This window comes from Paraburkholderia kururiensis JCM 10599 = LMG 19447 (assembly GCF_003986935.1).
Lineage (GTDB): Bacteria > Pseudomonadota > Gammaproteobacteria > Burkholderiales > Burkholderiaceae > Paraburkholderia > Paraburkholderia kururiensis.
In genome coordinates this window covers 328941-355344 of record NZ_RJZE01000002.1, presented here as the reverse complement: position 1 = coordinate 355344, position 26404 = coordinate 328941, and the positions used below count along the sequence as shown (strand labels likewise).

The 26404-nt window shown below is 63.4% G+C and carries 24 protein-coding genes and 1 riboswitch; of the genes, 18 read left to right on the top strand and 6 right to left on the bottom strand.

The features are described 5' to 3' along the window. Positions 1 to 26: 26 nt before the first annotated feature. From PKKP23_RS03710 to bamC, 4 genes are all read left to right on the top strand, one after another. Positions 27 to 365 carry a nucleotide pyrophosphohydrolase gene (locus PKKP23_RS03710; protein ID WP_126875825.1) on the top strand — a complete coding sequence of 113 codons (339 nt, stop codon included), beginning with the start codon at positions 27 to 29 and terminating at the stop codon, positions 363 to 365. A gap of 177 nt (positions 366 to 542) precedes the next feature. Next, positions 543 to 1124 (top strand): hypothetical protein, encoded by a 582-nt coding sequence (locus PKKP23_RS03705; protein ID WP_126875824.1) that lies wholly within the window; start codon positions 543 to 545, stop codon positions 1122 to 1124. 174 nt (positions 1125 to 1298) lie between these two features. Further along, positions 1299 to 1526 (top strand): hypothetical protein, encoded by a 228-nt coding sequence (locus PKKP23_RS03700; RefSeq protein WP_126875823.1) that lies wholly within the window; start codon positions 1299 to 1301, stop codon positions 1524 to 1526. A 214-nt stretch (positions 1527 to 1740) separates the two neighbouring features. Next, positions 1741 to 2967, top strand: a complete 1227-nt coding sequence (bamC, locus tag PKKP23_RS03695; protein WP_126875822.1) for an outer membrane protein assembly factor BamC — start codon at positions 1741 to 1743, stop codon at positions 2965 to 2967. Positions 2968 to 3598: 631 nt separating this feature from the next. Here the strand turns inward: bamC and PKKP23_RS03690 are convergent. From PKKP23_RS03690 to PKKP23_RS03665, 6 genes are all read right to left on the bottom strand, one after another. After that, entirely contained in the window at positions 3599 to 4561 is a 963-nt protein-coding gene (locus PKKP23_RS03690; protein ID WP_126875821.1) for a DMT family transporter, read from the bottom strand. Between the two features lie 341 nt (positions 4562 to 4902). After that, entirely contained in the window at positions 4903 to 6501 is a 1599-nt protein-coding gene (locus PKKP23_RS03685) for an L-lactate permease (RefSeq protein ID WP_017777862.1), read from the bottom strand. A 224-nt stretch (positions 6502 to 6725) separates the two neighbouring features. After that, on the bottom strand, positions 6726 to 7166 hold the full coding sequence (locus PKKP23_RS03680) for a hypothetical protein (RefSeq protein WP_126875820.1): 441 nt from the start codon (positions 7164 to 7166) through the stop codon (positions 6726 to 6728). A gap of 336 nt (positions 7167 to 7502) precedes the next feature. Next, positions 7503 to 7727 carry a glycine zipper 2TM domain-containing protein gene (locus PKKP23_RS03675; protein WP_017777865.1) on the bottom strand — a complete coding sequence of 75 codons (225 nt, stop codon included), beginning with the start codon at positions 7725 to 7727 and terminating at the stop codon, positions 7503 to 7505. Positions 7728 to 8027: 300 nt separating this feature from the next. Beyond that, the gene (thiC, locus tag PKKP23_RS03670) at positions 8028 to 9959 is read right to left on the bottom strand and encodes a phosphomethylpyrimidine synthase ThiC (protein ID WP_126875819.1); all 1932 of its coding nucleotides are present in this window, start codon (positions 9957 to 9959) and stop codon (positions 8028 to 8030) included. 92 nt (positions 9960 to 10051) lie between these two features. Next, positions 10052 to 10168: riboswitch (TPP riboswitch) on the bottom strand. Between the two features lie 134 nt (positions 10169 to 10302). Continuing rightward, positions 10303 to 10713 (bottom strand): GreA/GreB family elongation factor, encoded by a 411-nt coding sequence (locus tag PKKP23_RS03665; RefSeq protein WP_126875818.1) that lies wholly within the window; start codon positions 10711 to 10713, stop codon positions 10303 to 10305. A gap of 447 nt (positions 10714 to 11160) precedes the next feature. Between PKKP23_RS03665 and PKKP23_RS03660 the strand changes: the two genes are divergently transcribed. From PKKP23_RS03660 to PKKP23_RS03595, 14 genes are all read left to right on the top strand, one after another. Next, a complete protein-coding gene (locus PKKP23_RS03660; protein ID WP_126875817.1) occupies positions 11161 to 12039 on the top strand; it encodes a DUF1223 domain-containing protein in 879 nt (292 codons plus the stop codon). Positions 12040 to 12062: 23 nt separating this feature from the next. After that, positions 12063 to 12722: a cytochrome b/b6 domain-containing protein gene (locus PKKP23_RS03655; protein ID WP_240658714.1), complete on the top strand. Its 660-nt coding sequence runs from the start codon at positions 12063 to 12065 to the stop codon at positions 12720 to 12722. 11 nt (positions 12723 to 12733) lie between these two features. Continuing rightward, entirely contained in the window at positions 12734 to 13513 is a 780-nt protein-coding gene (locus PKKP23_RS03650) for a molybdopterin-dependent oxidoreductase (protein ID WP_126875816.1), read from the top strand. A gap of 144 nt (positions 13514 to 13657) precedes the next feature. After that, positions 13658 to 13879, top strand: coding sequence for a pentapeptide MXKDX repeat protein (locus tag PKKP23_RS03645; RefSeq protein ID WP_126875882.1), 222 nt, complete (start codon positions 13658 to 13660; stop codon positions 13877 to 13879). A 576-nt stretch (positions 13880 to 14455) separates the two neighbouring features. Continuing rightward, entirely contained in the window at positions 14456 to 15163 is a 708-nt protein-coding gene (locus tag PKKP23_RS03640; RefSeq protein WP_026122060.1) for an energy transducer TonB, read from the top strand. A 79-nt stretch (positions 15164 to 15242) separates the two neighbouring features. Then, on the top strand, positions 15243 to 16148 hold the full coding sequence (locus PKKP23_RS03635; protein ID WP_126875815.1) for a MotA/TolQ/ExbB proton channel family protein: 906 nt from the start codon (positions 15243 to 15245) through the stop codon (positions 16146 to 16148). 6 nt (positions 16149 to 16154) lie between these two features. After that, positions 16155 to 16577, top strand: a complete 423-nt coding sequence (locus PKKP23_RS03630) for an ExbD/TolR family protein (RefSeq protein ID WP_017777874.1) — start codon at positions 16155 to 16157, stop codon at positions 16575 to 16577. Positions 16578 to 16586: 9 nt separating this feature from the next. Further along, complete coding sequence (locus PKKP23_RS03625) at positions 16587 to 17015, top strand: ExbD/TolR family protein (protein ID WP_026122061.1); 429 nt, start codon at positions 16587 to 16589, stop codon at positions 17013 to 17015. Positions 17016 to 17081: 66 nt separating this feature from the next. After that, on the top strand, positions 17082 to 18293 hold the full coding sequence (locus PKKP23_RS03620; protein ID WP_017777876.1) for a tetratricopeptide repeat protein: 1212 nt from the start codon (positions 17082 to 17084) through the stop codon (positions 18291 to 18293). Between the two features lie 299 nt (positions 18294 to 18592). Then, positions 18593 to 19177, top strand: a complete 585-nt coding sequence (locus PKKP23_RS03615) for a helix-turn-helix domain-containing protein (RefSeq protein WP_033351945.1) — start codon at positions 18593 to 18595, stop codon at positions 19175 to 19177. Between the two features lie 343 nt (positions 19178 to 19520). Next, the gene (locus PKKP23_RS03610) at positions 19521 to 22271 is read left to right on the top strand and encodes a TonB-dependent receptor plug domain-containing protein (RefSeq protein ID WP_126875814.1); all 2751 of its coding nucleotides are present in this window, start codon (positions 19521 to 19523) and stop codon (positions 22269 to 22271) included. An 80-nt stretch (positions 22272 to 22351) separates the two neighbouring features. Beyond that, positions 22352 to 24250, top strand: coding sequence for an extracellular solute-binding protein (locus PKKP23_RS03605; protein WP_126875813.1), 1899 nt, complete (start codon positions 22352 to 22354; stop codon positions 24248 to 24250). An 8-nt stretch (positions 24251 to 24258) separates the two neighbouring features. Then, the gene (locus PKKP23_RS03600) at positions 24259 to 25308 is read left to right on the top strand and encodes a microcin C ABC transporter permease YejB (protein ID WP_017777880.1); all 1050 of its coding nucleotides are present in this window, start codon (positions 24259 to 24261) and stop codon (positions 25306 to 25308) included. Continuing rightward, positions 25262 to 26404 carry an ABC transporter permease gene (locus PKKP23_RS03595; protein WP_126875812.1) on the top strand — a complete coding sequence of 381 codons (1143 nt, stop codon included), beginning with the start codon at positions 25262 to 25264 and terminating at the stop codon, positions 26402 to 26404. The genes PKKP23_RS03600 and PKKP23_RS03595 overlap by 47 nt, the downstream gene beginning before the upstream one ends.

Here is a 26404-nt window from a genome sequence, read left to right as displayed (position 1 = left end):
GTGCAGCGGTACCCATGGAGAACGGCATGAAACTGATCGACATCGACGGGCTGCAGCGCACGGCGCTCGCATTCGCCGAGGCGCGCGGCTGGCGCAAGTTTCACAACCCCAAGAACCTGGCGATGGCGCTTTCCGTCGAGGTGGCGGAACTCGTCGAGATCTTTCAATGGAAGACGCCGGAGGAGTCCGCGGCTGTGATGGAAAGCGGCGAACGCGAGCACGTCGAGCAGGAACTGGCCGACATCGCGATCTATCTGTCCGAGCTCGTGAGCGTACTGGGCGTGGATCTCGATGCCGCCGTGCGCGCCAAGTTCGAACTCAATGCGCGCAAGTATCCGGCTGCGGACGGCACGAGCGACGTTTGAGGCCGAGGTCGATACGTCAGGCAGTCGCCTCGCGGGGCATGGGGCCGGTGGCGCATGGGCTCGGGGCGAGCGCCCGGGCGGCGCTGCCTTCGCCTGCGGCGCCTTGCGGGGACGCGTGCAGGTGCTGCCGGCCACGCCTCGTCGGCTACAATTGCGGCTCCCTGAAACGGAACAGCAATGAAAATTCGCACTCTTTGCGTCGCCGGCCTCGCGACCGTTGTCGCGCTCACAGCCGGATGCGTCGCCCTCTACACGAACCCTGGCCAATGCGAAACGGTCATGCGTGAACGGCTTGCCGAAACGCCGCTGGGCGCGATGTCGGTGACGCACACCTCGGTGGCGTACCGCGGCTCGCGTGTGGTCGTGGAAGGCGAGTTGCCGCGGCCGGCTTCGGCGGCTGTGGCAGCGTCGGCGGCTGTGGCTTCGGCAGCCGATTCCGCGGATGAGGGGAAAGAGGCGGACGCTGCCGACGCAGCCGCTGCTTCGGGCGTTTCCGCTACACGAGGCGAGGTGGCGCGCGCGTCGGGGACGTCGGGCGCATCCAACGACGTGGCACGCGCGGCGTCGCCGGTGGGCGCCGCGAGCGCGCCCGAGGCCGCGAGTGCGCCTGCCTCCGGCTTCAAGGCCTGGTTTGCACGCTTGAAGCACAAGCCCGGCAAACCCATCGCCGCGGAGTGCACGTTCAACGAATCGGGACTGACGTCGTTCCGCTGGCTCGCGCCGCCCGAACTCGCGAAGACCACGGCGGACGAAGACTGACCGGCTGTTCGCCGTCCGGGGGTTTCATCCATCGATGAGTGCGCCGTGAGCGGCGACGCATCTCACTTGCCTCGCGGCCATCTGCCGTACCTTGCGCGCCGGCGCCCCCCGCGATTGACCGCTGCCTGCAAGCCCCGGTGCTACGATCGTTTCGTGGTGACGAAGGAGGGCGACATGGACGGCTACGTGACACACCAGATCGAAGGCGCATCGGTCGACATCGACGTGATGCCCGTAAAACCACACGGATTCTGCGCGCGTTTTCGCATTTTTCGCGACGCGACAGACGCGCCTGCGTGGCATCAGGTGCATGTTTCGGGCAGCGTGTTCGATACGGCGCAGGCGGCCGAAGAAGCGGCTTTGTCGACGGCGCTCGAGCAGGTTCTTGCGCGCGGCTCATAAGCGGGCAGGCGCGAGTTGCCGCGCTTGGCCCGCAACGCCTTGCTTGCGTGCTGCGCGTTGCACGGGCTGGTTGCTTCGCCGTCGGGCACGCGTTCGGAGCCCTGAGCAAAACGCCCGGCGTAGCCGGTTTTTGCCATTCGCCGTTGCGCACCGGTAGAATGGCAGGTTGATCCACGGGTAGAGGCCGTGGTGTAGCCGAAGGATTACCCCGAACATGACTGATTTCTATCAACGTCTTGCCACACGGACGGCCGCTCTGTTGATGGCAGGCGGGCTGGTCGCCGGCTGCAGCTCGCCGACGCCGGGTGCTATCGATTACCGCAGCGACACGAGAGCCAAGCAGTCCACGCTTGCCGTGCCGCCCAACATGCTGGAGGAAACCGCCGACCAGCGCTCGCTGCCCCCGCAAGGTGGCGCAACCACGCTCTCGCAACTGGAGCAGGTGCAAAAGGCGGCGCCCCAATCCGGCACCGTGTCGGTCGTACCGGCCGTCTCGGGCATGCATCTGCAGCGCGACGGCACAGAAAGCTGGCTCGTCGTCGACAACAAGACGCCCGACCAGCTCTGGCCGCAGATCCGCCGCTTCTGGCAGGAGCAGGGTTTCCTGCTCGTGGTCGATCAGCGCGACAAGCGCGTGATGGAAACGGACTGGAACGAAACCCATCCGCAGATCAACGAAGGGTTCATCCGCAACACGCTTTCGAAGGCCATGGGCAATTCGTACGTGACCGCGGAGCGCAACAAGTACCGCACACGTCTCGAACAGGCGCCCGGCGGCGGCACCTACGTCTTCGTCAGCCAGAAAGGCCTGCATGAAGCGCTCGCCGGCCCGAACAACGAAACGAGCAAGTGGGTCGAGAAGCCCAACGATCCAGGCCTCGAAGTGGAATATCTGAAGCGGCTCATGGCGTCGCTGCAACTTGCCGACTCGCGTTCTGCCTCGGGCGACACGCAAGGCGCGCCGATCGCGACACAGGTGCCGGCGCCTGCATCGGGTGCGGCGAAGTCCGCAGCGGCCGCAACCGCTGCGCAGAACGCCGCGCTCGCCGCGCAACAGCCGCTGCCGGAAGAGTCCACCAAGGCGACGTCCGCACAATACACGGCGACGGAACTCACGCTGGGCGAGCCGTATGACCGGGCGTGGCTGCGTGTGGGCCTTGCGCTCGATCGCAGCAACTTCACCGTGGACGACCGCGACCGTAATCGCGGCCTGTACTTCATCCGCTACGTCGATCCGAAGGACATGAGCTCGGCCGAGCAGGGCTTCTGGAGCCAGGTGTTCCATGGCCGCAAGGAGAAGGTCGCGAAGCAGTACCGCATCAACGTGCGGGCGGTGACCGAGAACCAGACGCGCGTGGCCGTGGTGGACGACCAGGGCAATGTGGACACGTCCAAGCCCGCGAAGCAGATCATGAGCCTCGTGGTCGATCAGTTGCACTGATCGAAGATATCCGGAGTGATTGTCCGGCGCGCTCGTGCCGGACGCCCTCAGGAAAATCGAAACCCGCCTTGCTGCCGCAGGCGGGTTTTTTTGCGCCTGCGTTTCGTTCGGAGCGCGTGAGCGCCAGAAGGCTGGGCACCCGTCGTGTAACGTGACGTTACCCCGTAACGCGCTAGCGGCGCCCGTCGCCGCGTTTGCCGCCGCAACACCTCTTGCCGCTGCCGATTCGCTTCTCAATCAAGCACTTGGCGGCCATCTCCGGACACGTTTTCCCGCTGGCATACAAGCTGCTTTTCAGGTTGCGCAAGCGTCTCGCGCCCCCGCGCAACCTTGTGCCCGATGACGTTACATGAAAGAAGCGGTGTCGATGTGCGAGTGCGTGCGCATAAGCGCGCCACGAATCGACCGCGTTGCGTGTACCGGCCCGCGAACCGGCGCGCTACCCGACGACGACCTGTGCGAATCACCTGGAGCGCGTTCGCGCGAGGTCTCGATGGCCCCGTCGCCTATCCTCGTAGGGCGACGGTTTTGCCCGCACTCCGATGGAGTGCGGGCTATTTTTTTACCCGAGATCGGGTCAGACGGACGGACGCATCGAATTCTTCGAAGACCAGGTGGGTGCCGTCGCTCGTCACCCCCGCGTTTCCCCCCGGCCCACTGCTCTCGACTCGCGCGGCTGCAATCCCGGAATGCGCCGGATCGCCCCCGTCGCGAGGGCCGTGCCCGCCAGAATCACGCCGCAGCCTGCCAGCATGCCGGCCGATACGTGCTCGTCCAGAAAGAGCGCGCCCCACAGAATGCCGAACACTGGAATGACGAACGTGACGGTCATGGCCCGCGCCGGTCCCGCTGTCGCGATCAGATGAAAGTACATGATGTACGCGATGCCGGTGCACGCCACGCCGAGCGTGATCACAGCGCCCCAGGCGTCGAGCGGAATCGGCGCCGAGGGCCATGATGCGATGGCCGGCGGCAGAAGCAGAACCGTGGCGCCCGTCATGGTGCCCGTGGCGACAGTGAGGGCGTCCACGCCTGCCAGATACTTCTTCGTATAGTTGGCCGCGATGCCGTAGAGCAGCGTCGCGCCGAGCGCTGCAGCGGCGGCAAGCGCCGTGGCGAACGGCGACGCTGCCGATGCTGCGGGGCCCGCATGCGGCGTCGCGATCTGATCCCACACCAGCATGAGCACGCCCGCGAAACCCAACGCCATACCGATGCTGCGCAGTGCGCCGAGCCGGTCTTTGAGCCACAGAAACGCGACGAGCGCGCCCCACAGCGGCGTGGTCGCATTGATGACCGAGGTCACGCCGGCCGAGAGCGTGAACTCGGCATACGAGAAGAGGCAGAACGGCGCCGCTGAATTGAGCACGCCGACCACAATGAGCGGCAAGGCACGCTGGCGCAGCGTGGCCAATGCTTCGCGCGCGGGGCGCCGGGCGAACAGCACGACGAGAAGGAACAACGCGCCGATACCCACGCGCACGGCAACGAGCGGTGCCACGCCGAAACCGGTTACGCCGACGCGAATGAAGAGGAAGGAGGCGCCCCACAATGCGGCGAGAATGACGAGCTGGAAGACGTTCTTGATATTCATGAGGGGTGCGGCGCGCACGGTTGAGTCGCGACGTGCGACGCATGGTATCACCGCGCATGTGGCCGACGTTTCACGCCGCAATGAAACGGCAAGATTCGGGAGAGCGCATGAGGGCAAGCGAGCCGATGAGGCAGAGCACGCGAGACAGCCGCAGCAAAACCGCAGCAGGGGAGCCGCCGCTGCGTGCACGCCCGGATCGGCATCGGCACGCAGCGAGCCCGGGAGACACGAAGTTCAACCAGACGAAAGTGTCACAAAGAGCGGGCAAAACTTCCGCTGCCCGCTATCCGTCGCCCGCTATCCGTCGCCTGCCGCGGCGCGAGCGGCCGCAGCGATGGAAATCAATGCGGAATCATCCCCGGCACGACGTTCTGCTGAATCCACACGAGAATGCCGAGCAGGATGGTGAGCAGGATCGAATGCTTGAACGTCTTTGCAAAGACGTGGCCTTCCTGGCCTTTGAGATTGGTAGTCGCCACACCCGTCGAGATGTTCTGCGGCGAGATCATCTTGCCCATCACGCCACCCGACGAGTTGGTCGCCGCCATCAGCACCGGATGCAGGTTGAGCTGCCGCGCGGCCACCACCTGCAGGTTGCCGAAGAGCGCATTGCCCGAGGTATCGCTGCCCGAGAGGAACACCGCCACCCAGCCGAGAAACGCGGAGACGAGTGGAAAGAACGCTCCCACCGACGCCACGCCGAGACCGAGCGTGTAGTTGAGCCCCGAGTAGTTCATGAGATACGCGAGCCCCACGATCGTCGCCACCGTGAAGATGGCGATACGGGTCTGCACCCAGGTATCGACGATGGCGCAGCCGAACTCGCGCGGCTTCAGCCCCACGACGAAGGCCGTGATGATCGCGGCCACCAGAATCGCGGTGCCGGTGGCGAGCGGCTGGAAGTCCCACACCGCGCCGTACGGTGCGTTGTAGAGCGTGATGTAGACGGCCTTGTCGAGTCCTGGCCACGGAATCTTGACGTCGCCGATCGCGAAGATCTTCGCCACCGTCCACACGATCACGACCGCCGACACGATGAGCCACGGGTACCAGCCCGCCATGCCACTGATGTCGCCGCGCACTTCCTTCTCGCGGTCGACGTTGATGGCGAAGTGCGGATCCGGCGCCGGCTTCCAGACCCGCACGAACGCGATGGTGAGGATCAGCGAGACGAGCGAGGAGAGCACGTCGGTGAGGCTATAGCTGATGTAGTTCGAGGTGACGAACTGCGTGAGCGCGAACGAAAGGCCCGAGACCAGCAGCACGGGCCACACGCGCAGCATGTTGCGAAAGCCCGCGTACACCGCGATCACGTAGAACGGCAACAACAGCGCGAAGAACGGCAACTGGCGGCCGACCATTTTGCCGAGCGTGTCGGCGGGAAGATGGGTGACCGCACCCAGCACCGTAATTGGCACGCCGAGCGCGCCGAACGCGACCGGCGCGGTGTTGAAGATGAGCGTGAACGTGAGCGCTTCGAGCGTCGGGAAGCCGAGCAGGATCAGCAGCGAACTCGTGATCGCGACCGGCGTGCCGAAGCCCGAAATGCCTTCAAACAGCGCGCCGAACGAAAAGCCCACCACGACGAGCACGACGCGCCGGTCGTTCGGCATGTTGTCGAGCAGCCACATGCGGAACGCCGCGAAGCGTCCCGAGCGCTGCGCGATGTTGTAGAGCAGGATCGCGGCGAAGACGATCCACATGACCGGCCAGATCGCGAACACGGCGCCGGCCGCCACGGCATTGAACGCAAGTCCCACGGGGAACTGCCAGCCGAAGATGGCGACGACCAGCCCCACGATGAGCCCGGCCAGTGACGCCTGCCAGGCCGGCCGCCTCGCCCAGCCGAGCAGCACGAGCACGACGATGATGGGTAGCGCGGCCACGATGAAAGACGGCAACAGGGCGTTGCCGATAGGGGTGAGCAATTGATGAAACATCACGTCTCCTTCGTTGTTGTTCGAATCGTCGCGAACACCGCGCGGGTTGGGCGCGACGGGACTGGAGCAGGACGGATGGCGTCCCCGGCATCCGCGCGCTCATGCGCGGCGTGTGTGGACGTCTTTTAAGGCGGCGTTTCAATGGCCATACGCAGCATAGGAAACGGGCGTGCCGCGTCAAGCAGGGAAACTACGGGAGGCTGGGTTATAGATGCGCGGCGAGGTCAATGATGGCGCCCGCCATGGCCGCCGTGCCAGCCGCCGCCATGCCAGTAGCCGAAATTGAACGATACCGACGGGCCCCATCCGTACCCGCCCCAGGGGTAAGGGTAGTAAGCCGGATATACGGGCCACGACGGATAGACCGGCACGGGCGCGACCACGACAGGCGGTGGCGCGTACAGCGGAGCGGGATACTGCGCGTCAGGTGGAACGTCAGACGGAGAAACGGTCTGCGCCGACGTGACGGGTGCCAGGGAAGACGACGCGGCCGAAGGCGCCGACGATGCCGAAGGCACGGTCGGCACCTCGCGCTGCGTAGCCGCGGTTGGCACCGGCGGCGCGTAATAGTACGCGGGGTAGTACGGGTAATAGTAGTAGCAGCCGGACAGCGCAAGCAGTGCGCCGGCACTGGCTATGCGGGCCGCAGCGGGGAACAGCTTCATGATGAGGCGCTCCTTCTCGATGCTTCTTGCCGCATTCCGTCAGGACGATGGCGCTGCCGCTGATCAACCTGATCAACGCGGGTCGCGCGGCCGGGCCTGCTACGCGCGGCGCATACGTGGCGTGTGTCGAACAGATCGAGCATACGTCGCCGTCGGCACGTCGCCTATTGCAAAGCCGTAACGCCCTGTTTCACATCATTTCAGCTGCGCGACCCTAATAAAAACGCGGCGCACCCCGTGTTCGGGTGTGCGCCGCGCGAATCTCCCTGATTGGTGCCGCCGCTGATGATCGTTGTGTTATTCAGCCTCTGATGCTGCCGGACACTCCTGCGTGCGTTACTTGCCCACCTGGTTGCCGATGATGCCGCCTACGGCCGCGCCGCCCAACGTCGAGAGCGCATTGCCGCCGATGGCCGCGCCCGCCACACCGCCTACACCTGCACCGATGGCCGTATCGCGCTGCCGCGTCGTCATGTTGTCGCAAGCCGAGAGGCTCGCCACGAGAGCCACAACCGCCGCCAGCACACCAAGCCGTGCACCCGGATGCCGAACCGCTTTCATGATCGCTACTCCTTCTTGTTGAAAGACGCGGTGCCGGCGGGCAGGCCCGCCCGGCACCTGATAAAACGATCTTATCTAGGAGGGCCGTATCAGGGTGTGTACGCTTGTCAGCAGATTGTCGGATCGGTAAATAAATGTTTCGGGCGGTGGCGCTGCAGCGCAATTTCGCTGCAGCGCACACCGCCCGAATTGGCCTGCACCAAGGCCTGCACCCAAGACCTGCGCCGCCGTCCTGCCGTGCCATGCTGCAGGGCGCAAGCTCGAACACGCAGACGGCGCAGGGCAAAGCCCGCGCTTACGTCATTGCCGCCGGTAGATTTCGGCGCCTTGCTTGACGAACTCGACGGCCTTCACTTCCATGCCTTTCTTCAGCGCTTCGTCGTCGCTCAGGCCTTCTTTTGCAGCGTATTCGCGCACGTCCTGCGTGATCTTCATCGAGCAGAAGTGCGGGCCGCACATCGAGCAGAAGTGTGCCACCTTCGCCGAGTCCTTCGGCAGCGTTTCGTCGTGGAACTGGCGTGCCTTGTCCGGGTCGAGGCCCAGGTTGAACTGGTCTTCCCAGCGGAACTCGAAGCGGGCCTTCGAAAGCGCGTTGTCGCGCACCTGCGCGCCGGGGTGTCCCTTCGCGAGATCCGCCGCGTGCGCCGCGAGCTTGTACGTGATGATGCCTTCCTTGACGTCGTTCTTGTCGGGCAGGCCGAGGTGCTCTTTGGGCGTCACGTAGCAGAGCATCGCCGTGCCGAACCAGCCGATCATCGCCGCGCCGATGCCCGACGTAATGTGGTCGTAACCGGGCGCGATGTCGGTGGTGAGCGGCCCGAGCGTGTAGAACGGCGCCTCGTCGCACCAGTCGAGCTGCAGGTCCATGTTCTCCTTGATGAGCTGCATGGGCACGTGTCCCGGGCCCTCGATCATGGTCTGCACGTCATGCTTCCACGCGATCTGCGTGAGCTCGCCGAGCGTCTTGAGTTCGGCCAGTTGCGCTTCGTCGTTGGCGTCGTAGATGGAGCCGGGACGCAGGCCGTCACCCAGCGAGAAGCTCACGTCGTACGCCTTCATGATTTCGCAGATCTCTTCGAAGTGCTCGTACAGGAAGCTTTCGCGATGATGCGCGAGACACCACTTGGCCATGATCGAGCCGCCGCGCGACACGATGCCGGTCATGCGCCTGGCCGTCATCGGCACGTAAGGCAGGCGCACGCCGGCGTGGATCGTGAAGTAGTCCACGCCTTGCTCGGCCTGCTCGATCAATGTGTCGCGGAAAATTTCCCACGTGAGTTCTTCTGCTTTGCCGTGAACCTTTTCGAGCGCCTGATAGATCGGCACCGTACCGATGGGCACCGGGCTGTTGCGAATGATCCATTCGCGCGTTTCATGAATGTGCTTGCCGGTGGAGAGATCCATGACCGTGTCGCCGCCCCAGCGGATGGCCCACGTCATCTTGTCCACTTCCTCGCCGATCGACGACGTCACCGCCGAGTTGCCGATGTTCGCGTTGATCTTCACGAGGAAGTTGCGGCCGATGATCATCGGCTCCGTTTCCGGGTGATTGATGTTCGCCGGGATGATGGCGCGGCCGCGCGCCACTTCCTCGCGCACGAAGTCGGGCGTGATCTCTTTCGGCGCATTCACACCGAACGCCGTGGCGCCGAACGCCTGGCCCGGATGCTGACGGCCCATCATCGCGGCGAGTTTTTCGCCGTTCGGGCCGCTCGCACGCAGGCTTTCCAGATATTCGGCGCGGCGCTGGTTCTCGCGGATCGCGATGTACTCCATTTCCGGCGTGACGATGCCCTGGCGCGCGTAGTGCATCTGCGTGACGTTGCGGCCGGCTTTTGCGCGACGCGGCGTGCGGTGCAGGCCCGGAAAGCGCAGTTCGGCGGTGGCGGCGTCGGCGGCACGCTCGCGGCCGTAGGCGCTCGAGAGGCCCGGCAGCGCTTCTGTGTCGCCGCGTGCTTCGATCCAGCGCTGGCGCAGCGCGGGCAGACCCGCGCGGATGTCGATGCGCGCTTCGGGGTCGGTGTAGGGGCCGGAGGTGTCGTAAACGTAGACGGGTGGATTCTTCTCGCCGCCGAACGCCGTTGGCGTGTCGGCCTGGGTGATTTCGCGCATCGGGACGCGGATGTCGGGCTGCGAGCCGGTCACGTAGACCTTGCGCGAGTTCGGCAGCGGTTCGACGGCGGCGGCGTCCACACGCGCGTCAGCGGAAAGGAATTTTGGGTTCGCGTTCATGCATCTCTCCTGATGTGGGTTCGCTACGCAGGAGACGAAATGAACGTGGACGGATTTCGCGAGAAGAGGTGGCCCGAAAGCCGATGAAACCGAGGCGAAACCCGGACGCTTCCCTGCGCTGGCATTATCCAGATCAGGTTCAAAGGGTATTTCTCACCCGCGGCAGGCATCGCCGAAGCGACGCCGACGCAGGACCCCCGCGCAAGCAGCCGTCAAGATACACCGGGCGGTTGCAGCTTGGCAACCCGTTCCGCACCCCGCCTTGTACCGGTCTTGTATAGGCATCTGGACCCGCTGTCAGACCTTTTCGGCGCACCAGAGGCAGCGCTGCGCCGCGGCAATTTCACGACGCGGTGTCGTTGGCCGCCTCGGGCTGATACAGGATCTTGTCGACCTTCATCGCCTTCTGCACGCCGCCCGGCGTCGTGAAGTGAATGTGCTCGCCACGTTTCGCACCAAGCAGCGCGTGGCCCGCAGGCGAAAACACGTTGAGCCGTCCGTGCGCCACGTCGGCCTGCGGTGGGTAGACGACGGTCCACGTCATGGATTCGCCCGTCTGTTCGTCGAGCAGCACGACCTGCGATCCGATCGTCACCACATTACGCGCAATCTCGTGCGCATCCACGATGGCCGCATGCTCCAGCAACTCATCGAGCAGTGGTTGACGTTGATGCGCGAGCGCGGGCTCGGCCGCAAATTTCGTCAGGCGGGCCACTTCGAGCTCGGTCAGATAGCAGATCTTTTTCTTCTTCACAGCGGTTCTCCTGTTCGATCCAGAAAAGAAAAGCTTGCGGATGCGACTGGCCCGGAGCCCGACCGGCCGGCTCCATAAGCTTGAGGGAGGGCTGGTTCAGATCGGGCGCCGGGCGGTGGAGAGCGGCGCGGTGGCAAGACCGGCAAGGCACGCTCGCGCGAACGTACGGCGAGCGCGTGTGCTCGCCACGCCCGTTCGGCGGTGGCGACGCATGAGACTCGGCATTCGGGTGCGGGGCGCGGGCATGGGAGAAACAGGCGTTAGCGCAAGCGCGTGTCGCGCGAGGCATTGAGCAGATGGAACGAATTCATCATAGCACCGCGTCCGTATACCGGCTCGTGGCTGCAATCGGCATTGCGTTTGCGTCGGCACAAAAAATTTCGCTGGCGCTGTCATAAGTGGCTCACACCGCCGACCAACGTGCAATTTCCTCGATCGGAGCCGGTGATGCAGACCAGATACGGATGGATGAGCACGCGGTGCATACGGGCGTTGGCGCTCTCGCTCGTATGGGCGGTGAGCGGCGCGGCGCAGGCTGCGTCGGTCTGCACGGCGCGCAGCCCGGCGCATCGTGTCGCGCTCGTCGAGCTCTACAGCAGCGAAGGTTGCAGCAGTTGCCCGCCCGCGGACCATTGGCTGAGCCAGTGGAAAGACGGCGGCACGGCGAGCGGGGTGGTGCCGCTCGCGCTGCACGTCGATTACTGGAACAGCCTCGGGTGGACCGATCGCTTTTCGCGGCACAGTTTTACGGAACGCCAACAAGGTCTCGCCGAGCGCGCCGGCGGTCATCTCGTCTACACGCCCGAAGTGTTCGTTTCGGGACGCGAGTTGCGCAACTGGTCGCATGCCGCGAGTTTCGATGCACGCGTCGCGCAGGTGCGCTCTGAACCGGCCGCAGCCGACATCACGATTGCGCTCGAACCGGCTGGTGCTGATTCGGCTTCCTCAGTAATGGGCGTAATGGGCGCGGCAGCGTCGACGCAACCGACGCATGTCGTGGTCGATGCGCAATTCACGGCTCACGGCGCACGCGAGCGTGGTCCGCTCGAAGCCTACGTCGCCGTCTACGAGAACGCGCTCACGACGCAGGTGCGTGCCGGCGAGAACAGCGGTGCGACCCTGCATCACGATCGTGTGGTGCGCCAATGGATCGGCCCTGTCGTGCTGGATGCGGGACATGCGCACATCGAGCGCGAGATCGCCTTGCCGGCCGATGCCCAGGACGCGCTCAAAGCCTCGCGTGGGTCGTTCGGCGTCGTCGCCTTCGTCGAAAATGCGGCGAGCGGTGACGTCCTCCAGGCAGCCGACCTGCCTGCGTGCCACTGACCGGATTTTTCCTGGAGATCGATATGGCCACCCCTGAAACGAGCGCTCGCGATGTGCATCGCGACGCGCCCACCGAGAAACGAACGCATCCTTCCGGCGGCGTCATTCATCCGCTTTGGCTGCGTCTCACGCACTGGCTCAACGCGCTGGCCGCGCTCGTGATGATGTTTTCCGGCTGGCGCATCTATAACGCGTCGCCGGTGTTCGCGGGCTTCAGTTTTCCGAATGCCGTCACGCTCGGCGGCTGGTTGGGCGGTGCGCTGCTGTGGCACTTCGCGGCGATGTGGCTGCTTGTTTTCAATGGACTCGTCTATCTCGCGCTGAACCTCGCCACAGGCCGTTTCGCACGAAAGTACCTGCCGCTCACGCCGCGCGCCGTGCTGCGCGACCTGGTGGGTGCGCTCACCGGCAAGCTTTCGCACGCCGACCTGAGCTACTACAACGCCGTACAGAAGGCCGCGTATGTGTTCGTGATAGCCGATCTGATCGTGCTCGTGCTGTCCGGGCTCGCCGTCTGGAAATCGGTGCAGTTCCCGCTGCTGCGTGACTTGATGGGCGGCTACGACAATGCACGCGTCGTGCATTTCGTTGCGATGTCGTTGATGGCTGCATTCGTCGCCGTGCATCTCGTGATGGTGGCGCTCGTTCCGCGCTCGCTCGTTGCGATGCTGCGCGGACGTTAAGGAGAAACGTCATGAGCATGGAAAGCAAAAAAACGGTAGCGAGGCTCGACCGCGAGTCGATCCTCATCGACGCGCGCCGCGAACTCGCCATGCCGGCACGACGCGCGTTCGGCAAGCAGTTGATGAGCCTTGGCGGCCTCGTGATGCTGACCGGCTGCAACGTCACGGACGAAGATTCGGTGAATCGCTTTCTGCGCGCAGTCTCGCGTCTGAATGACCGCGCGCAGGCCGCGATCTTCGATCCGAACCAGCTCGCTCCCACTTACACCGAAGCGCAGATCACGCGGCCGTTTCCGTTCAACGCCTACTACGGCATCGACGAAGTGCCTCACGTCGACGCGTCCGCCTACCGTCTCACGGTGAGCGGCCTCGCTACCGGCCAGCGCGTGTGGACGCTGCCCGAACTCTACGCGCTGCCGCACGTCGAGCAGATTACGCGGCACATCTGCGTGGAGGGCTGGAGCGCGATCGGACGCTGGGGCGGCACGCCGTTTCGCGAGTTCTTGCGGCGCGCAGGCGCGGACACCACGGCGAAGTACGTCGGCTTCAAGTGCGCCGACGACTACTACGAAAGCATCGATATGCCGACGGCGCTGCATCCCCAGACTCTGCTCACGTTCGACTACGACGGCGAGCGTCTACCTGCCAAATACGGATTCCCGATGAAATTGAGAATGCCGACCAAGCTCGGCTACAAGAATCCCAAGCACATCGTGGAAATCTTTGTCACCAACACGTTCCCTGGCGGCTACTGGGTCGATCAGGGCTACAACTGGTTCGGAGGCTCCTGACGCGCGCGGGCGGCCACACCTGATCGGTCAAAGGCGGCCCCGGACGGCAGATGCTTCAGAAGACCCGGCAACGCATGGTGCGTGGCCGGATAGACACACCTCATCACAACCCATGGAGTGATCAACATGAAGACGCTGAAGAAAATGACGATGGCAGTCCTGACGATTTCGCTGATGACGGCGGGTGGTGTGGCATTCGCCCAGGAAGCGAGCGGCGCGATGTCTCACGACGCCATGTCCCACGACACCATGTCTCATGACTCGATGTCGAAAGACAACATGAAGCACGACAAGATGGCAAAGAGCGACAAGATGAAAAAGGGTGACGCGATGAAGCACGAAGCGTCGGGCGCGATGAGCAACTAACGAAGGGAAGGGGTACACCTGTCCCATTGACTGGGATAACGCGTTGTTATGCAAAAGCCGGGTTTACCCGGCTTTTTAATTTGCTCTGAAAAACCGGTAAGACATTGCCGATGCGGCAGTGGAAATGATGCGCTTCAGGTGCAATTTTTTACCGGGTTAAGGTATTTGAATAAGGTGTAATTTCTGAAATAGTGGTTTGTAATTAACTAGAAAGGTGATGTTAATGTTTTCCGCCGGAACCGTGCCAGTTAAGGCTGTAGCGGCGGCTTTCATGCACGCCACATTAATTGTGACAACGGGGCGTCCAGCCTTTCGAGGGATTACTCTAAAAACAGTATGTTCTCATCAAAAAAAGTTTGACCACCTATTTTGAAGTGACTATCTTTGCACCCCATCCAGTCCGGCGCGCAACTTTCGGTAAGGTTCTGGATCGTAGCGAGCCCTCCCGCAATCGCTGTCGGCCGCTATAGCTTCCTTCTCGCGCGTCGGGCTTCATTGCAGTCGATTAGTACCACTATCTAGTACAGAAGGTGCGGTGCTTACGGAAATGTGCGGTTCACGCAGGGAGGTGTGAAGGTGGTCTCGAAAGTCGAAGGGCAGTTTCCGGTTGCGGCGGGCCGGCTGGCAGGGCAGGGGCGCCCACGCCAGTTCGGTCGCAAGCAGCAAAGTCCCGCGCGCCGCTTCGGCGGTATCGCAGCTGTCATCCTTCTGCACGTCTTGCTTGTCTACGCGCTCCTCAACGGCCTTGCGACCAAGGTCGTGCATGTCATCCAGCATCCCATCGAAACAAAAATCATCGAGCCGGTCAAGCCGCCGCCTCCGCCGCCGCTGCCCGTCGTGCAGTTGCCGCCGCCGAAGTTCGCGCCGCCTCCGCCGCCATTCGTGCCGCCGCCCGAAGTGCCTGTGCAGGCGCCGCCTCAGCCCACCATCACCCATCAGGCCACGCCGGTGCAGTCCGCGCCGGCCGTTGCTCCGCCAGCCCCGCCCGCGCCCGTGGCGCCCGCCAAGCCGGTGAGTCATGAGATTGGCGTGGTGTGTCCGAACTCGGATCAGGTGCGTGCTTCCATGACGTACCCGAAGGAGGCGCAGGAAAACAACATCACGGGTGACGTCCTGATCGAATTCGTTGTGGACCCCGAAGGGCACATCACGAACGAGCGTGTCGCGCAGTCCGCAGATCCGGTACTCGATCGCGCTGCGTTCAACACGGTGAGGCGCTTCAACTGCATTTCTCAAGGCCAGGCTGTCCGTGTACAGGTTCCGTTCTCGTTCAACTTGAACTGAACACGCCGCACGTGCGGTACCGGTAGCGATTGATTAACGACACAGGTTGTACAGGTTCAACGGACAAAGTGGAGTAGATATGAACAAGCGTACTCTCGCCGCTCTGGCGGCAGGCATCGTGATCGCAGCAGGCGCGGTGGATACCTTCGTGGCGCCGCAGGCAGCGTGGGCTCAGGCGAGCGATGCGACGGCGACGGCAACGGCACAGGCTGCGCCTCAAACGGCGGCGCCCGCTGCCGATCAGCCGGCGCCGCCGCCCGCACCGGCCAGCACCGAAGCGCTCGAGAATCCCTATGGTCTCGGTGCACTCTGGAAAAACGGCGACTTCGTTGCGCGCTTCGTGCTCGGTCTGCTCGTGGTGATGTCGATGGGTAGCTGGTACATCATGATCACCAAATTCTTCGAACAGTTCCGCGCCAACCGCCGCGCCAAGGTGGCCGACGAGCAACTGTGGAGCGCGCCGTCGCTGGCAGAAGGCGCGAAGCAACTCGAGGAATCGTCGCCGTTCCGCTTCATCGCCGAAACCGCGATCGAAGCCGGCGAACATCACGACGAAGCGTTGCTCGAAGCAGTGGATCGCAATACATGGATCGATGCATCGGTCGAGCGCGCCATTACCAATGTGTCGAACCGCCTGCAGGACGGTCTCGCGTTTCTCGGCACGGTGGGCTCCACGGCGCCGTTTGTGGGTCTCTTCGGCACGGTGTGGGGCATCTATCACGCACTGACCGCCATCGGTATTGCCGGCCAGGCTTCTATCGACAAGGTGGCGGGCCCCGTGGGCGAAGCGCTCATCATGACGGCCATCGGTCTCGCGGTTGCCGTGCCCGCGGTGCTCGGCTACAACTTCCTCGTTCGTCGCAACAAGTCAGTGATGGAACGCGTGCGTGCCTTCGGCGCGCAACTCCATACCGTGGTGCTGGCAGGCGGCAAGCGCCAGGTGCGTGTGGCAAGCAAGGCGCAGCTCGTCGAACAGGCGGGGTAATCAACCATGGCCATGACCGTTGGAGACGCAGAGAGCGACGAAGTCATCTCCAATATCAACACCACGCCGCTCGTGGACGTGATGCTGGTACTCCTGATCATCTTTCTGATCACGATTCCGGTCGTCACGCACACGGTGCCCCTGCAATTGCCGAAGGAGCGTATCCAGCCGCTGCAAACGCAGCCGAAGAGTATCGAGATCGCGGTGAACCGCGATGGCGATTTCTTCTGGAACGAAACGCACGTGGACGCGCAGACGCTGCTGGATCGCCTGAAGACCGTGTCCGTGCAGACGCCGCAGCCCGAAGTGCACGTGCGCGGCGATCAGAGCACGCGCTACGAGTTCATCGGCCGCGTGATTACGGCGTGCGAGCGCGCGGGTATCGCGAAGGTTTCATTTATCACTGAGCCGCCTGCGCGCGGCGGCTAGGAGTCGACGATGGGGATGAACGTACCTTCGGGCGGTGGCAGCGAACCGGAAGTGATGGTCGACATCAACACCACACCGCTCATCGACGTGATGCTGGTGTTGCTGATCATGCTGATCATCACCATTCCGATCCAGATGCACGCCGTGAAGATGGATCTGCCGGTCGGCAATCCGCCGCCTCCGCCAAAGCAGCCCGAAGTCGTGCAGATCGATATCGATTTCGACGGCACGACGACGTGGAACGGCACGCTGGTGCCCGACCGCGCGGCGCTCGAAGCACGGCTCGCACAGGTGGCCGCCGAGCCGGACCAGGCCGAGATTCATCTGCGACCGAACCGGCTCGTGCCGTACAAGGACGTGGCCGCCGTGATGGCTGCGGCACAGCGCGTGGGTGCGACGAAGATCGGGTTGATCGGCAACGAGCAATACATGCAGTAGGTGTGCCGGGTCGCAACCGAAAAGCACATCTAAGCAACTCGCAATCGAAAGGAAGGCAGGGCACCGATGATTCATCAATGGTTCAGGGTGGCGCTCGTGCGCCGGGCTGTAGTCGCGGCCGTCTTCGGTGGTGTGTGCACAATCGCGGCACTGCCGTCGGCACAGGCTGCGGACACATTGCGTCCTGACGTGGCGAAGCCGCTCAATGCCGCGCAGGACCTGTACCGCGCACACAAGTACAAGGACGCGCTGGCGAAGATCGCCCAGGCAGCCGCTGTGCCGGACAAAACGCCCTACGAGAACTACATGGTCCTCGAGATGCGGGGCGCTGCGGCGATGGCCGCAGGCGACGATGCGACGGCGGCGCAGGCCTACGAGTCGCTGCTCGGCTCCGGCCGGCTCAGCGCCGAAGACGAACAGCGCACCACAGCCGCGCTCGCCGGCATCTACTTCCAGCAGAAGAACTACGCACGCGCCATCGCCACGGCGCAGCGCTACCAGAAGGCAGGTGGTGCGGACCCGCAGATGCGCACACTGCTCGTGCAATCCTGGTACCTCTCGGGCGACTGCGCAAACGTGGTCACGTCGCTCAAGTCGAGCGTCGATGCACAGACGCGCGCAGGACACACGCCTGACGAAGCCCAGCTGCAACTGCTCGGCACTTGCGCACAACGCGTGAAAGACGACACGTCGTACCGTGCCGCGCTCGAAAAGCTCGTCGCGTATTACCCGAAGCAGTCCTACTGGGACGACCTGTTTCATGCCATACGCGCGAAACCCGGCTATTCGTCGCGCCTCGATATCGACACCTACCGGCTGCGTCGCGCCACCGGTGCGCTCAACACTGCCGAAGACTACATGGAGATGACGCAGCTCGCGATCGTGGCGGGAACGACTGCCGAAGGCAAACAGGTAATCGACCAGGGTTTCACATCAGGGGTGCTGGGTCGCGGGCCGGATGCCGAACGCGAAAAACGCCTGCAGGCGCTTGCTGCGAAGCGCGCGCAAGGGCCGGCTGATAGCGCCAATCCCGTGGCACCTGTAGATGCCGGTTTCAACCTCGTGTTCGCGGGTCAGGCAAAGCAGGGCATCGACCAGATGGAAGACGCCATCAAGAAGGGTGGTCTCGATCATCCGGATCAGGCGCAGCTTCATCTGGGCGAGGCGTATTACATCGCCGGCGAGAAGGCGCGTGCGGTGCAGGCATTCCGGGCAGTGAAGGGCACGGACGGCTCCGCGGACCTCGCACGGTTGTGGCTGCTCGTGGCCGCCAGGTGATCGCAGCAAGCGGGATGCTTGCGTTGCCGTATGCAATGACGGAGGTGACTGCGGTCACTGCAGTGACCGCAGTGACGAAGGGGAGGTGAAGGCGTCGGGAATCGATTGCTGCATACGCAAGTCTGGATCGGCACGAGCCTCGATGAGGGGATTGTTCGTGGTTTTAAACGCGGCTCATGTTCGCTTTTAAAGCCTCAGCAAACCATGCATTGCGGCACGCCGATAAACGAAAGCCCTTAGCCTTCAAAACATGATTTGCTTTTATCAAACAAATTTTGACTACGGGATTGTGTCTTGCTATGGTTTCGCCACTCGATAACAAGGCACGCGCCGCAGTACATGCTGTGGCGATAGGCAGCAAGATTCGCGCGCTGCGTCACCGGCTCAGATACACGCTGGCGGAAACAGCGGAAGCGGCGGGCATTTCGAAGCCGTTTCTCTCGCAGGTCGAACGAGGGCATGCTACGCCGTCCATCACATCGCTGGTCGGCATTGCGGAAGCGCTGGGTGTGAACGTGCAGTACTTTGTCGAGACACCGAACGAAGCACGGTCGGTATGTCGCGGCGAAGAGTTGAAGTTCTTCGGGTTCGCCGATTCCGCGAATCTTTTTGGACGCCTGACGAATCTGTCGGACGACCGCAAGCTGGAGGCCATCCTGGTCAGGATGCCGGCGGGACAGCAGCCTTCCGAAGTAACCACGCATGCGGGAGAAGAGTTCCTGTATGTGATCCGCGGACAGCTCTCTCTCACGCTGGAAGGTACGACATTCGGATTGCAGGCCGGTGACAGCGCGCACTACGCGTCCACGGTGCCGCATGGGTGGACGAATACGGCAGCTGAAGAAACGGTGCTGGTCTGGGTGGGTACACCCAAATTGTTCTAGTCGTACGCAATAACCCGTCGTTCCGTACGAGTTTTATTGCACTCGTGACTTAGGATTACTGAATTGTAAGCGTTGATTGCCGTGCTCACGTCATACGTAGAGCGCGTGGCCGGGTATTACCTGTTTTCGGCTTTGGCGCATTGGGACCACGCACATGGCAATAGCGCGATGAGAGGTGATGGACCGGCTTTGAAGCGCGAAGTTCTTTGCAGTACTTGTTTTGGGATGTCTGGATGAAGACGGGTGACCGGGCCTGCGAAGCTTGAATTCGGCGAGCCAAGAGGACGGATAGACCGGTTTGGGATAACAACTTGACCTTACTGACAGGGTAAAGAAGGGGAATATGAAGCTAACTGTTCTAGGATCGGCCATCCGAAAGATACTATGGGCCGAAATGGCGTTGACGGCGGTGCTCGGCACGTCTGCCTTCGCCCAAACTCCGCCGGCCACCACGGGGTCGTCCACCGGTTCATCCACTGCGGTGCCCACCGCCGATACGCAACCCGCAGCCGCCGCGCCTGCTGCTGCATCGGGTGCAGCAACGGCTGAAGCACCGGCCGTCAAGAAGCTGCAGAAGTTCGAGGTGACAGGCTCGCTGATCCGCTCGGCGGACAAGCAAAGCAACCTCGAAGTGCAGACCATCACTGCGAAAGACATCCAGCAGAGCGGCTACACCACCGTAGCCGACTTCCTGCGTGGCACCGCGGCGAACTCGGCAAGCAGCTGGTCGCAGAGCACGATGAACAGCGCGGCGCCGGGCGGCGCGGGCATCGCGCTGCGGGGTCTCAGCGAAAAGTACACGCTGGTGCTCGTCGACGGTCAACGCGTGGCGAACTACGCGCAGGCGGTCAACTTCACCGACACGTTCTTCGACGTCAACTCGATTCCGGTCAACATCGTCGACCACATCGACGTCGTGAAAACGGGCGCGGTTTCCGTGTATGGCTCGGACGCCATCGCGGGCGTGGTCAACATCGTCACGAAGAAGAACTTCCAGGGACTGCAGATCGACGGCCAGCTCGGCAAGGCGCAGCATCCCGGCGACGGGCAGGGCAGCTTCAGCGTGTTGGGTGGCTTCGGCGACCTCAATTCCGATCGCTTCAACGTGACGGCGGCCGCAAGCTACTACCGCGATAGCGGTTCGACGCTTGCCGATCGCGACATGACGAAGAACCAGGACTTCACGCAATACCCCGGCGGTCTTGCCGCACCGCTCGGCCCCAACCAGCAGTCGTACTGGGGTCCTGCCGGTTCCACTACCGCACTTTCGCCGTGCCCCCCGGGCAGCAGCGCGGCGAATACGGGCGGCGCATCGTGTACCTACAACACGGCTGCCGGCACCTCGCTGATTCCGGCGATTACGCGCCTCAACGCGAAGGTGCGCGCCACCTTCAAGATCGACGACACAACAGAAGCCTATGCAGGCTTCTGGGCAAGCCGCGACGAAACGGTTCAATTGGCAGGCCCGGCGGCACTCTCGAGCACGTCGAACTTCTTCACGCCCTCCACGGGCAGCGTGTCGCAGCTTTCGCGCACGGTGCCGGCCTCGAACCCGTTTAATCCGTTCGGTGTGCCGACGCCGATCAACCTGACGTTCCCGAACAACGTCGGCGCAGTGGATACGGTTTCGACGTACTGGATGGCGTCCACGGGCGTGAAGGGCTCGTTCGACACGGCGAAGTTCGGCTCGTGGGACTGGTCTCTCGATTACGGCCACTCGCAGAGCACGGTCGACTCCACATACACGAACCGCCTCAATGTGGCCGGCGTCGAGAACATGCTCGCCAACGGCACGTACAACTTCTCGAATCCGGCTGCGACGCCGAACGGCCTGAACGGCGTATTCAGCGACGACAACCAGCAGGCCATTTCGAAGCTCGATAGCGTCACGGCGAAGACGTCGACCACGAACCTGTTCACGCTGCCCACCGGCAACGTCGGATTCGGCGTGGGTACGGAATTCCGTCACGAGTCGTCGCTCATCAATCCGCAGACGCTCGCCGGGCAGGGCATCACCGCGCCGGCGAACGTGCAGACCGTGGACGCTTCGCGCAACGTGGCGGCAGCGTTCTATCAGATCGACATTCCGATCCTGCACAACCTCACGTTCACGCACGCGGGCCGCTATGACCACTACAGCGACTTCGGCGGTGCGTTCTCGCCCAGCTTCGCGCTGCGCTTCCAGCCGGTGCGCATGCTGACGACCTACGCGTCGTACAGCCGCGGCTTCCGCGCACCGACGGCGGTGGAAAACTCGCAGGCCGTTTATCTGGGCCACCAGAACCTCGTGGACCCGAACGACCCGAGCGGCGTGCCCACCAAGCACTTCACGACGGAGCAGACCACCGGCAACCCGAATCTGCAGCCTGAGCACACGAAGAACTACAACATCGGCTTCGAGCTTTCGCCGGATGCGACCACCGACATCGGCGCCGCGTTCTACAAGGTGCACATCGACAGCGTGATCGGCACCGCCGATCCGAACGCCGTGCTCGACCAGAACGATCCGTCGAAGGTCATTCGCAATCCTGACGGTACGGTCCGCTACATCGTGCAGCCGTTCGTGAACCTGGGCTCGCTCGACACCGACGGCTTCGACATGAACTTCCGCAAGGCGGTTCGCACGTCGCTGGGTACCTTCACGCTGGCCGGCGACTGGGCCTACGTGTGGCACTTCAAGCTCAACACGCCGGGTGCTCCGACGCAGGACTTCGCGGGCAACAACCTGGCGCTGCTGCAGCCGTTCGGCGCGAGCAACCCACGCTGGAAGGGCAACACGAGCCTGAGCTGGGACTACCACATGTTCACCACGACGCTCACGTGGCAATACACGGGCCCGTACACGAACGCAGTGGCGGCGGAGTTCGGCGATGGCGGCACGCTTTCGGTGGCGTCGTACAGCCAGTTCAACCTGATGGCGACGTACCGCGGCATCAAGCACTGGACGATCTACGGCGGCATCACGAACCTGTTCGACCGCAAGCCGCCGTTCGACGTGGAATGGCAAGCCGTGCCGGACATCACGGGCTACGATCAGTCGCTGTACACGAACCTCGGCCGCTTCTTCCAGGTGGGCGCGACGTACCGCTTCTGATGCTCTGACGGCATCTGCCGATGGACACGCTGCTTCCCGCCCGAGGAAAAATGGGTGGGAAGCAGCGGATCGAGTGACCCATGACGAAACTCCCGATGTATCGCGTACTTCGCACGATGCTGCGCACGATGTTCCTCCGGCCAGGCGCTGTCGCACTCGGCGCGCTCCTCGTCGCACACGGGCTGCCTGCCGAAGCCAGCCCGTTCCTTGCTCAGTTTGGCAATCCGAAATACCCGCCCGACTTCACGCACTTCGACTACGCCGACCCGAACGCGCCGTCGAACGGCACGCTGAATTTCCAGAACTACAACGATCTGCAAAGCTACGACTCGCTCAATCCGTTCCTCGTCACGGGCGCGGCCGCCCCGGACATCCAGAACCTGATGTTCGACACGCTGATGCAGCGCAGCTGGGACGAACTTGCCTCCGAATACCCGCTCATTGCTGACGACGTGGAAGTGGCGGCGGACGGGCGTTCGGCCACCTTCCACATCAACCCCGCGGCACGCTTTTCGAATGGCGACCCCATCACCGCAGCGGACGTGAAGTATTCGCTCGACACCCTGAAAAGCCCGCAGGCTTCGCCGCTCTTTTCATCGCAGTTCGCTGAGATCAAACGCGCAAGCGTCGTGGACCGCCTGACCGTACGGTTCGACTTCGCCGATGCGTCGAGCGCGGCGCCGCTCATCGCGGGCGACCTGCCCATCTTCTCGCCGAAGTGGGGCATGCGTGCCGACGGCACGCGCCCCCCGTTCGATCAGATCTCGAACGTCCCGCCCATTGCGAGCGGCGCGTATCTGATCGAGCAGCGCCGCAACGACAAGCAGATCACCTACCGCCGCAACCCGCACTACTGGGCCGCGAATCTGCCCACGCGGCGCGGCATGTACCGCTTCGAGCGCATCAACTTCCGGCTCTATCTCGACCAGTACACCAAGCTCGAAGCGTTCAAGGCCGGCAACGACGACACCGACGTCGAATACAGCGCCACGCAATGGGCGCGCAAATACGTCGGCAAGAATTTCAAGTCGGGGCTGCTCGCGAAGGGCCTCTTCCCCGATGGCCCGCCGCAGATGCAAGGCTTCCTCATCAACACGCGCAAGCCGCAGTTTCAGGACGTGCGCGTGCGCGCGGCGCTCACGCTCGCGTTCGACTACGACTGGATGAACCGCCTGATGTTCTACGGCCAGTATGTGCGCACGAACAGCTTCTTCGAAGACACGCCGTTCGGTGCCACGGGCATGCCGGGGCCAAAGGAACTCGCGTTGCTCGAACCCTTCCGCAAGGACCTGCCACCCGCCGTGTTCGGGCCGATGGTGCGCCAACCCAGCACGCTGCCACCGGGTTCGCTGCGCGCCAACCTGCGCCGCGCGCGCGAACTGCTCGCCGAAGCGGGCTGGCACTACAAGGACGGCGCGCTGCGCGATGCGAACGGCACGCCGATGACGATCGAGATTATGGACAATCAGCCCGGCATGGACCGGCTCATCATTCCGTACACCCAGGCGTTGCAGACGCTCGGCATCAACGCATATCTGCACGAGATCGACGCGGCGCTTTATCAACGCCGGCTCGACAACTTCGAGTACGACATGACCACGTTCATCTATCCGCCGGTCACGATTCCGGGCGTCGAACTGCTGCGCCGTTTCGGCAGCAAGGCCGCAGGCGAGGTCGGATCGGAGAACTACCCCGGCATCCGTTCGCCCGCCGTCGACGCCCTCGTGCACGCAGCGGTCAGCGCCACGACGCTCGACGATCTGGAAACAGCCACGCGCGCGCTGGACCGCGTGCTCATCAACGAGTACTACCTCGTGCCGCAGTACTACATGCCGAACGCGCGCATCGGCTACAAGACGACGCTGGGCTTTCCTGCCGTGGTGCCGAAGTCGTATCAGTACGAGGACTGGGTGATCGACTACTGGTACTGCAAGCCGCAAGGCGCGGCCCAACCCGGCACCACGGCCGCAGCGCATTGAGGACCACCATGCTCGCCTACATCATTCGACGTCTGTTGCTTATGGTGCCCACGCTGATCGGCGTAGTGACGCTCACGTTCGTCGTGACGCAGTTCGTGCCGGGCGGCCCCGTCGAGCAGGTCGTGAACCAGTTGCGTCACGGCGCGCATCACGGTGAAGGCGGCAGCGGGGGCGGCGGCTATCACGGCAGCCAGGGCGTGAGCCCGGAGCAGATCGAACAGATCCGCAAGCAGTTCGGTTTCGACAAGCCGCCGCTCACGCGCTACCTCATGATGCTGAAGAGCTATGCGACGTTCGACCTCGGGCAGTCGTATTTCCAGCATCAAAGCGTGTGGAGCGTGATCCGCTCGAAGTTGCCCGTCTCCATCACGCTGGGGCTTTGGACCGTGATTCTGACCTACGCGGTGTCGGTGCCGCTCGGCATTGCGAAGGCCGTGCGCAACGGGTCGCGCTTCGATACCGTGACCAGTGTGCTGGTGCTGGTGGGCTACGCGATCCCGGGCTTCGTGCTGGGCGTGCTGCTGCTCATGCTGTTCGGCGGTGGTACGTTCTGGCAGGTCTTTCCCATGCGCGGCATTACTTCGGATAACTTCGAAAGCCTTTCCGCGTTCGGCAAGCTGCTCGACTATCTCTGGCATATCGTGTTGCCCGTCACCGCGGCCGTGGTGGGCAACTTCGCGATCGTCACCATTCTCACGAAGAACACGTTCCTTGAAGAGATCGGGCGACAGTACGTGCTCACGGCACGGGCGAAGGGCGCGCCCGAACGCGACGTGCTCTGGAAGCACGTGCTGCGCAACGCCGCCATTCCGCTGCTCACGGGCCTGCCCGCCGCGTTCGTGGGCGCCTTCCTGAACGGCAACCTGCTGATCGAGACGCTCTTTTCGCTCGACGGCATGGGCCAGCTTTCGTACGACTCCGTGATTCGCCGCGACTACCCGGTGGTGCTGGGCTCGCTCTTTCTCTTCACGCTGATCGGTCTCATCACCAAACTCATTGCTGACGCCTGCTATGTCATCGTCGACCCCCGCATCCAGTTCGAACGGATGGACCGCTGAGGCGGACGCGGCCTTGCCGGCCGCGTCGCTTTCGCCGCCTCCGCACATGCCGCAGTCACCCTCGCCGTGGCGGCGCACGTGGCTGCGCTTCCGTAGCCAGCGGCTCGGCTACTGGAGCCTCGTGATCTTCGTCACGCTGTTCGCCATCAGCCTCGTGGGCGAGTTGATCGCCAACGACCGGCCGCTCGTGGTGCGCTACGAAGGGCACTACTACTTTCCGATCGTGAAGGATTACCCGGAAACGCAGTTCGGCGGCGACTTTCCCGCGCGCGCGAACTACCTCGACCCGTACATCCGCTCGCGCATTACGTCGAACGGCAATTTCGCGATTTATCCGCCCAACCACAACCACTACGACACGATCGACTACTTCGCAGTGCGCCCGTTTCCGGCGCCGCCGTCGTCATCGAACTGGCTCGGCACCGACCAGTTCGGCCGCGACGTGCTCTCGCGCCTGCTATACGGCTTTCGCGTCTCGGTACTGATGGCGCTCGCGCTCACTGCGTCGGGCATCTTCTTCGGCGTACTGACGGGCGCGCTTCAGGGCTTCTACGGCGGTCGCACCGATCTGATCGGTCAGCGCCTGATCGAGATCTGGAGTTCCATGCCCGACCTCTATCTGCTCATCATCTTCGCGTCCATCTTCCAGCCCACGCTGTGGCTGCTTTTCATCCTGCTTTCGCTGTTCGGCTGGCTCGTGCTTTCCGACTACGTGCGCGCCGAATTCCTGCGCAACCGCTCGCTCGATTACGTGAAGGCCGCGCGCACCATGGGCCTCTCGAACCGCGAGATCATCTGGCGTCACATCCTGCCCAACAGCCTCACGCCCGTCATCACGTTCCTGCCGTTTCGCATGAGCGCCGCCATTCTCTCGCTCACGAGCCTCGATTTTCTGGGCCTGGGCGTGCCGCCGCCCACACCGAGCCTGGGCGAGCTGCTTCAGGAGGGCAAGAACAACCTCGACGCATGGTGGATTTCCATTTCGGCATTTGCGGCGCTCGTCGTCACGCTGCTGCTGCTCACCTTCATGGGCGACGCGCTGCGTAATGCACTGGACACCCGCGCGCGCGGCTCGGCATTCGGAGGCGCAAAGTGA